The sequence below is a fragment of the Reichenbachiella sp. genome, assembly GCF_039941815.1.
Lineage (GTDB): Bacteria > Bacteroidota > Bacteroidia > Cytophagales > Cyclobacteriaceae > Reichenbachiella.
Genome location: NZ_JBDVDW010000001.1, coordinates 1 through 1,566, shown reverse-complemented (window position 1 = coordinate 1,566; position 1,566 = coordinate 1). Strand labels below are relative to the sequence as shown.

Sequence of the window (1,566 nt, the reverse complement as noted above, 5' to 3'; positions counted from 1 at the left end):
GTGTGTACCGTAGGTCCTACTTACTATGGCCCCCCGTAATAGTAGCTATATCTGTCTGCCCGCCTGCGCCATGAAGCATCCAGGTCACCAAGCGCGGGAAGGCAAGACGATCTATCTGCCCGATGATCGCTCGCCCTGTATATATCCTGCACCGTACCGCTCTGCCTCTAAGATACCGTTTTGATCGAATATTAACAGCCGGTCCTTATTATCAAGAACAGAGTAGGACACGAGTGGGGGAAAACCCGATAAGTCGGTTATGATTGAACATCGAAGTACAAACAGCGGTCTTTATTTTATGCTCAGGAACACGGTATGGAAACCCCAAGAGTCGGATGGATAATCGGCACCTCCAGAAAGGAACGGCTTAAACCTCTTGAGGGATTTTCGAGGGGGAACACAAGAGCTGGGACAGACAGATCATGATCTATCTATCTGTCTATCTGCAGCAGTAGATGATCTAGTTCCTCAACCCCGGTTGTGAGAGGTGTGTGCAGGATCTGCGTGCAGCACAGATCCAACCCAGGACACATGATGTATTTATTGACCTATCACGCAGATCATACGGGTCCCATACGGCAACAAGAGCTAGATCACACAGATCGTACAGATCAACGTCATCAAAAGTGGGAATCGATCATGTGTACGACCTGTCGAGGCGTTCAAAGACAGACGTTCACCCTAAATTTCTGCGTCTCATCACGTCAGGAGCTCCATACCCGACGAGAAAAATGACTTCTGCACAAAAAATCGAATTGTATCCCACAAGGGCCCATCTTAACGGGGACTTTCGGCTCTTTCAATTTGACTTGATTTTTTTTTTTTCTAATTTAATTCAAGGGCCCATCTTATCGAGGACTTTCGGTTCTTTCAATTTGACTTGATTTTTTTTCTTTTCTAATTGAATTTGCATCATCTGATCCAGCGGAATTTAGTGTTCCCCGTTAAGATGGGCCCTAAGGACCAAATACACACAACACGTCATTTTTCGAAACAAGATAAGATTGGCATTGCGACGGTTTCGGGTTTAAGGCGCCCCCCGTCGCCCAGAAAAAAAATAGCGGAAAATGTGCTACCGCTATCGTCGAAAGAACGCGTCTGTCCTCCACTACGCCTGTATAAAAGCATGGAAACCCTCAGGTTGGATGGATAATCGGCTTGTCCGGAAAGGAACACATGGGGAAAAAAATATAACGATTTTTTGTGTCGCTGTTTTCTACCGGGTATGTACGCGCTTCGGGTCTTTGAGTTTTCAGATTTTGAGCTTCAGAGTTTGAGCGTGAGATTTTGAGCTCTAGATATTGAGCGTTAGATTTTGAGCTTTGGATTTTGGAAGCTCTACATTTTGGAGCTTTAGATTTTGAGCATGATATTTTGGCGCTCTTAGATTTTTGGGCTTCCGATTTTGAGCTTCAGATTTTGAACCGATGGTATTTTCCAAGCCGTTTGGTGAGTTCGTGAATCGAGAGAACAGTTTTGTCTTCCTGTGCGCAAAAAAAAAAATCGGATTTTCAGCAGTGCGCGTCGCAGCAGAGATTCGAGCAAACGCCGAGACCAACTGCTCTT

Annotated in this window: 1 protein-coding gene; it reads right to left on the bottom strand. The window is 45.5% G+C overall.

Going from position 1 to position 1,566, the window contains the following annotated elements; genetic code table 11:
• Positions 1-1,294: 1,294 nt before the first annotated feature.
• A partial coding sequence (locus ABJF11_RS00005; protein WP_348117025.1) for a hypothetical protein occupies positions 1,295-1,566 on the bottom strand: 272 nt, incomplete at its 5' end.